Here is a 6,440-nt window from a genome sequence, read left to right on the forward strand (position 1 = left end):
CCGACGCGGACAGCGGTGTACGCGAGAACGAACACCAGCGCCCGGTCACGAGCCGCCTTCAGCGCCGCGTAGCGCGCTCGCTGTCTGTCAAGAGGGTCAGTATCCCCCGGGAGTGTGGTGAACGTCTCGATGGCGTCACGGGCTCGCTCGTCGACGTACCGGGTCAGGGCGTGGCGCTGCTCGGACGTCCAGGCCTGCTGATCACCGGGCTTGCGACCGTCGTCCTCCGGCAGCGGCGCCATCGCACTCGCCCGCTGCGCGTAATGGGCTTCGAGATATCCCTCGTTGACGCACCACCCGCACCACGCGGAGATATAGCGATAATAGGTTTGTACGGTATTCTGTTTGAGCCCGCGATCGCCGGCGAGATGCCGGGCGTACTCCCGGAAGACGCGTTCATCGAGGTCTTCGAAGGTGGGCTCCTGGTCGACGTCGTCGGATACGATCCCGGTCCAGTCGTCGGCGCCGCGGTCGCCGGCGGCCCACTCGGCGAACCGCTCGAGCTCGCGTGCAGCGTTACGTCGGTAGTTCCCGCCGTCGCCACCGCGGCCTTTCCCCTTATCCTGGAGGTAGCGCTCGAAGAAATTCTTGAGTGACTGATCGGCGCGTTCTCGGGGTGTCATGGTTCCTCGTTCGCGTACTGGTAGGTCGGACGGACGTCCTCGAGGAGCTCTTCGACGATTTCCCAGAGAACCAGGGAAGGGGTCTCGTGTTCGAATGTAATCTCCCAGCGATCCTCCGTATCGGCGACTGAGTACTGGAAATGCGCCCGTCCGAGATCGGGATGGTCCTCGTCCTGGTGCCAGCCGGCGTGAAAGCCCGTGTTCGGGTCGGTGTAGTTGATACGGAACCAATCGTGAGGGTCCTGCCGATACCACTTGACGGTCAGCTCCGGCGAATCAGGGCCTGTCGGGGGATCCAGACGGGCCGGATCGAAAATCGCCCGCAGCTGCTTGGCCTCGATATCGTCAGGAACGTACTCGACGGCCGTGATCTGGGGAACACGGTCGAGGACGTCCCGCTTCAATTGGGTGTAGAGGTTCGCGTTCGGATCACCACCTGGATGCGGGACCGACATTCGTTAGCTGCTGGCCTCAGCGGGCTCTGTCGTCGGAGCGAGGAAGTCCCATTCGCGGATGGCGAAGCCAACGATCTGGATACGCCGCTGAAGGTGCTCCCACTCGCGGGCAATCTCACGGCGACGATCTTCCTCCTCAGCGTCAAGAGACTCGTCAGCGAGCGTCCCGCGAAGCTGGTTCGGTGACTCGACCTCGAATTCATTCTCCCAGTCGCGAATCTGCGTCTTCATATCGGCGAGACGGTCCGTGAGTTCCTCGACAGTGTGCCCGCTGTCTCGAAGCCGCATCGCCTCCTGCATTGCTTGGCGGCGGTAATCAGGGTAATACGTGGTGTGAGTCCCGCTTTCGTCACGGTGGAGGATGCCATCGTCGACGAGCCGATCGAGGACGCGTTTGGTCGGCTCGTGTGACCAGCCCGCTTCCGAGGCGATCCAGTTCGCCGTCTGAGGCTCCGAAAGCTGCCGGGCGGTCATCCTCACGCGGTCTTCACCCGTGGTCTGGCGTTCCATCAGGCCCTCGGAGTTCGATTCGTCTTCGGACATACAACACCGTTCGCGCTTTATCTTAATATAGGTTGAGGTCATTAGTTCTATATCGAATGCGTTTCTTCGCCATCGCCTCGACCTCGGCTGAGGAGAGTCAGAGAAATCTCAAACCCCGTTCTTGGCAGTTCTACCCCGGGGGAAGCGCCGTCGTGAGGCGGTTGCAGCATTCGTGCTTACCGGACGGCGTCGGGGTACTTCAAAGTGGTCGTGATTACCGGCGTAATCAGGACCACTTGTAGTATTCGAGCCATCGGGAGAATTCGGGGTATAGAGTCTCTTAGCGCCGGAAATCCGAATTACAGTAGAATGTATATCGTATGTCGCTATACATAATATCGGGCCTGGAAGTTGAGACTACACCGGGTTTAGCGGGCCTATGATGAGTGTTTTCAGCCGAATCAGTGAACAGAAGTTGCTTCAGATCACCCTTCGTTCGCTTCTTCCTGTCGTACTAACAACCAGATAGTCGTTTTCCTGAGATTCTCGATAGCGTTGCCACTCGGGAATCTGCGCTCACCCAGGAGTGAGGGCCCTGCTATCCGATCCCAGTTTCCTTCTTCAGCAGCGTCAATGTGTTATCAGCCGTCACGATCGGCGAATGCTCGTACTCACCTGTCAACTCGACCTGGACGAGCAAATCAACCGCTCGCCAAATCGAGTACAGGAGACACGCAAACGCGAAGTAGAAGAAGCGGAGTCCGAAATTTTTCGATGTCGTCGCGGCCATGAATCGCTTAATCGACCTGTACCCACTCTCGATTTCCCACCGGTAGCCGTACTCCGTGAGGTGCCCGCTCCCTCGGTTCGTCATGAACACCGAAAACTGACGGTGATCGTCGTGGTCTGAGTCCTCTTTTCGCCGATAGATCAGCGTCGTCTCGTGCCACTCATTCTTGCCGAGATGGAGTTTACGGTCCGTCTCGTACCGATCTTGATCGCGCTGGAGTAACCGCTTTGCCTGGGCCTTCTCGCTGGTCTGCATCCGCTTCGGAACGACGTACGTGAGCTCGCGTTGGCTGACCATCTCTAGGACGTGTTGGCTGTCGAACTCCCGGTCCATCAGCACATTGTCGACGTTGACGAGTTCTTCAGCCGAGTCGAGCAGGTCTTCGACAATCTCCAAGCGACTCTCGCCTCTACGTACAGGACGAGCGTCCAGGACAATCGGGACCGCATTGCCGACTAACTGCACCGTCGCCCACTGATAGGCGTACTCATCGCTCTGCTCTTTGGTCCCGAGAATCTCGTCTTCATGGCCTGTGCGGTCGCCTGTGAACGGCTCGGCTTCGGTGATGTCGATGGCGACGATACCAGCTCGAAAGAACTCCTCCGTCTCCGCCGCCTCGCCCAATAATCGGCCGATAGCCTGTCGGTACATTTCCCGAATCTGTTCGATGGAGAGGTCTCGAAGGTGTTCACGATGAGCGTGGCCCAGTGGTGTTCGCTCTCTAGTCGATTCGTAGGTGAAGCTGCGAGCGCCCTCGTTGGCGGCTAAGTTTTCTCGGAGGCCCAGATACGTTTGTAGGTCCCAATATGCGTTCTCGTGTATCTCACAGCCCTCGTCACGGTCTAAGGAGAAGGCGGGAAAGACGACGCGACTGACGTGGTCAGTGAGCTTCTCCGCCTGCTCAAGGACAGTCAGATCGTCGGGTTTCGGTTCGTCAGAATCGTCGAGGCGGTGTCGAAGCTTTCGCTCCGGTTCACGGGGAACGTCGACGCCCTCGTTCTGGGCTTTAATCAGGACCGTTCGAGCAGCGGCCTCGACCGTCTCGCGAAGGTCAGCTGTGAAGCGTTTGTTCCAGCTGCGCCACAGCGTTGACTGGTCTGGCACCGTGTCCAATCCAAGTTCCTCGCAGAGGTTGGAGTGGGAATCGAGATACTCGACCAAGGGTGTTTCGTGGTCCCACCCGTGGAGTTCCTTCAGGACGAACACCCGAAAGAGAGTGTCCATCTGAAAGCGTGTCGCCCCTCCATAGCAGTCGTGAGCGTCGAACCGGAAGTAGGCAAGCGGGAGTGACCAGACGAACTCCACGACCGAGTTATGGCTCTCGGAGCCGAACCACATCTCCGAGACCGTCCGGACATCAGATTCTAATCCGGCAAGCGAGGTTCGATCGTACAGCGATGTCGAATCATACACCGGCCACTCGACAAAAGAACGTTGGGCGAGCCGTCGAAAGACCGTTCGGCGAGATACAGGCGTCGAAACCACTACGAGACACAGACGTACTATATTGTGAGCCCGACTGTCTCACGAGTCAGAACGTTCGCGTATCCCGAGACGGACATCCGAAGGGACGGCACCCCAGTAAACGATAGTGACTGGAGTGCGAGCATCGGATTACCGCCTGCCGCCCCGAGTTCATTGACGGCGGCTTCGATCTCGCCGAACGCCTCCGCAGTTTCGGTCACCTCTCGATCTGCACACCGTGCCCCAATCGGAGTCGGGAACGTCGCTCGAACCGAGTCCTGACCGACGACCGCCCAACCACCGTTCATTTCGGCAACTTGGTTGACCGCAGTTTGCATCGCGTCGTCGCTTGCGCCGACAGCGACCAGTCCCGGTGTTTGCCATGTGTGAGTGGTTGCAACGGCACCTTCCTCAAGGCCCAGCCCGGTGATGAACCCAGTAAACCCTGTTTCATCGTGTTCTGGCTGCCTGTCTAGGAGCGAAATCTTGAGTACGTCTCGTTCGGGTGCAGCAACGAGCTTTCCGTTCTCGACTCGTGGTTCAACTGTTGTTTCGCTCGATATCGGTCCGTGCTCGTGTTTGATCGCTCTCACGGTACCTTCCGTCGCTGCGGTTTCGGGAACGTGAAGTACGTCGTTCAGTTCGACGTTCACCGAGTTACAGAACGATTCTGGATACTCATGTGGTCGGGGCTCGACGCGTGGTTCTCCGTCACGAACAACGACATCACCACCGCTGACCACGGTATCGACCTCGACTGTTTCGAGGTCATCGAGAAGGACGATATCGGCGATATGGCCAGGAGTGAGCGAGCCGCGTCCGTCGAGACCAAAGTGACGAGCAGGATTGAGCGTCGCCATTCGGATTGCGTCTGCTGGGTCGACGCCCTCCTCGATAGCGCGGCGAATCACTGCGTCCATGTAGCCATCATCGACGATATCCTCAGGCCAGATCCAGTCAGTTGAGAGCGACAGTTCATGCGAGCCGATTTGTTGATAGGCGTCTGCCAGTATCCCGATGTCATCCCGGAACGATCCGTATCGCCCAACGGCGTGTATCCCGTTTTCCAGCCGTTCGATCAGCTGTTCGGTCGAAATGGCCTCGTGGTCGTTCGTGACGACCGATGCGAACGCCGTCAGTTCGTCACCCGAACACCCTGTCCCGTGCCCTCCAATCCGTTTGTTCTCCTGTTGAGCGCGTTCGTATAACGCCTCGGACGGCGAGTCACGTCCGACTATCTGAACCCAAGCGGTTTCTCCGACGCCGACGACTCGCTCGACTGTGAGCAGGTCGACGAGTTCGTCCGTGGCTGTCTCGTCAGCTCGTTGGGGGTCGAAGAGATCGAACAACTGCTGTGGCGGCACGGTCGCGAAGACCGCAACGGGTAGCTCGGCCGTCGCGTCGAGGAGGTGGCGGACACCAGCCGCGCCAAAGCTACTCCCGAACTCACTAGTTTCGGTAACGACGGCCGTGGTCCCCCCCGCGAGTGCATAGTGGTACGTCTGTTCGAACGGCTGGAAGGAATCAACGTGTACGTGGGCGTTGATGAATCCTGGCGTGACGACCTGCCCTGTGGCGTCGAGAACCGTCGTGTTTTCCCCGATGATCGGCGTCGCATCGGTGGGAAGCGCTGCGACTCGCTCGTTTTTGATGGCGACGTCACGTGCAGACAACTCGCCCGTCTCAGGAATCAGTACGTCTCCACCTGAGATGACGAGGTCGGCATTCGACTCTCCGAGTGCAACGGCTTGAAGCGGATTCATCTGCCTGGCCCTCCCGAAATTCGGTTTCTCGAGAGTTCGCTCACTATGGGTTTCAGCGTTCCACAGCGGTCGATCGTCCTATTGTTGGTGGTAGCGTCGTGCATATCAGAGAGGTTGTTCGGTTGGTAGTTAACGTTATAATTGCGTATACGCAACGACACCCGCAGTTTCATCTGTAGGCGTGCGAAAGCTGTTTGATTGTTCGACTATGAGATTGCATATGCGCGAGTACGTCTTGTCCGCTGAGTACGACCGTGGAGCCGATCCAGTGATGGATATTTTCATCGACAATCCGGATCTCATCGGTCGTGCGCTACGCGTCTCAGTATCCAACACGGGATTGTGGCGCGTCGACCGCTTTGTGGGTTCAAGCGAGACGTTGAATCGATTGGAAGCGGTCGTGACAGACACCACGATATGCAACGAGTGTCTCGGGGAGCATCCAAACTGTAGCTACGAGACCGAGTACGAGGTGATCGAGGACGGTACCGAGAGTCTCCTTGTGTACGCGTACACCTCTGGCGGGCGGTACTGTCACTCCGTCCCGCACCTCGTCACCCGAACGATTGGCGAAGGACCACTGTTCGACGCACGACGGCGGAGAAACGTGTACGAGTGGCGCGTCCTTCTCCCCGGTGATGCTTCTGGTGGGGAGATTTTCGACCGTCTTCAAGATGGACTGCCGAGTGGCGTCAGCCTGTCGTTGAAACAAGCTGGAGCCCCTTCATTGTGGTCGACGGTTGATGTCTCGCAGACTGCTCTCTCCCCTGACCAGCGCCACGCGATTGAGACGGCTGTTGAGCTTGGATACTACGAAACGCCGCGGGGGGTATCACTCGGCGCGGTCGCAGACGAACTCGGC

At 58.5% G+C, this 6,440-nt stretch carries 6 protein-coding genes; 1 reads left to right on the top strand and 5 read right to left on the bottom strand.

Translation table 11 applies throughout. The features are described 5' to 3' along the window. From AN233_RS17945 to AN233_RS16355, 5 genes are all read right to left on the bottom strand, one after another. Positions 1-623 (bottom strand): phage integrase SAM-like domain-containing protein (locus tag AN233_RS17945; protein WP_245626025.1); only part of this gene is annotated, 623 nt, incomplete at its 3' end. Then, positions 620-1,078 (bottom strand): hypothetical protein, encoded by a 459-nt coding sequence (locus AN233_RS05965; protein ID WP_058365911.1) that lies wholly within the window; start codon positions 1,076-1,078, stop codon positions 620-622. The genes AN233_RS17945 and AN233_RS05965, both read right to left, overlap by 4 nt. Before the next feature lie 3 nt (positions 1,079-1,081). Then, positions 1,082-1,663 (bottom strand): DUF7342 family protein, encoded by a 582-nt coding sequence (locus AN233_RS05970; protein WP_058365912.1) that lies wholly within the window; start codon positions 1,661-1,663, stop codon positions 1,082-1,084. Positions 1,664-2,159: 496 nt separating this feature from the next. Then, a complete protein-coding gene (locus AN233_RS17950; protein ID WP_058365913.1) occupies positions 2,160-3,836 on the bottom strand; it encodes a transposase in 1,677 nt (558 codons plus the stop codon). A 17-nt stretch (positions 3,837-3,853) separates the two neighbouring features. Next, the gene (locus AN233_RS16355; protein WP_080508378.1) at positions 3,854-5,578 is read right to left on the bottom strand and encodes an adenine deaminase C-terminal domain-containing protein; all 1,725 of its coding nucleotides are present in this window, start codon (positions 5,576-5,578) and stop codon (positions 3,854-3,856) included. Between the two features lie 220 nt (positions 5,579-5,798). Here AN233_RS16355 and AN233_RS16360 point away from each other — a divergent pair. Next, positions 5,799-6,440 (top strand): helix-turn-helix domain-containing protein (locus AN233_RS16360; protein WP_176696649.1); only part of this gene is annotated, 642 nt, incomplete at its 3' end.

The organism is Haloparvum sedimenti (assembly GCF_001462205.1).
GTDB lineage: Archaea > Halobacteriota > Halobacteria > Halobacteriales > Haloferacaceae > Haloparvum > Haloparvum sedimenti.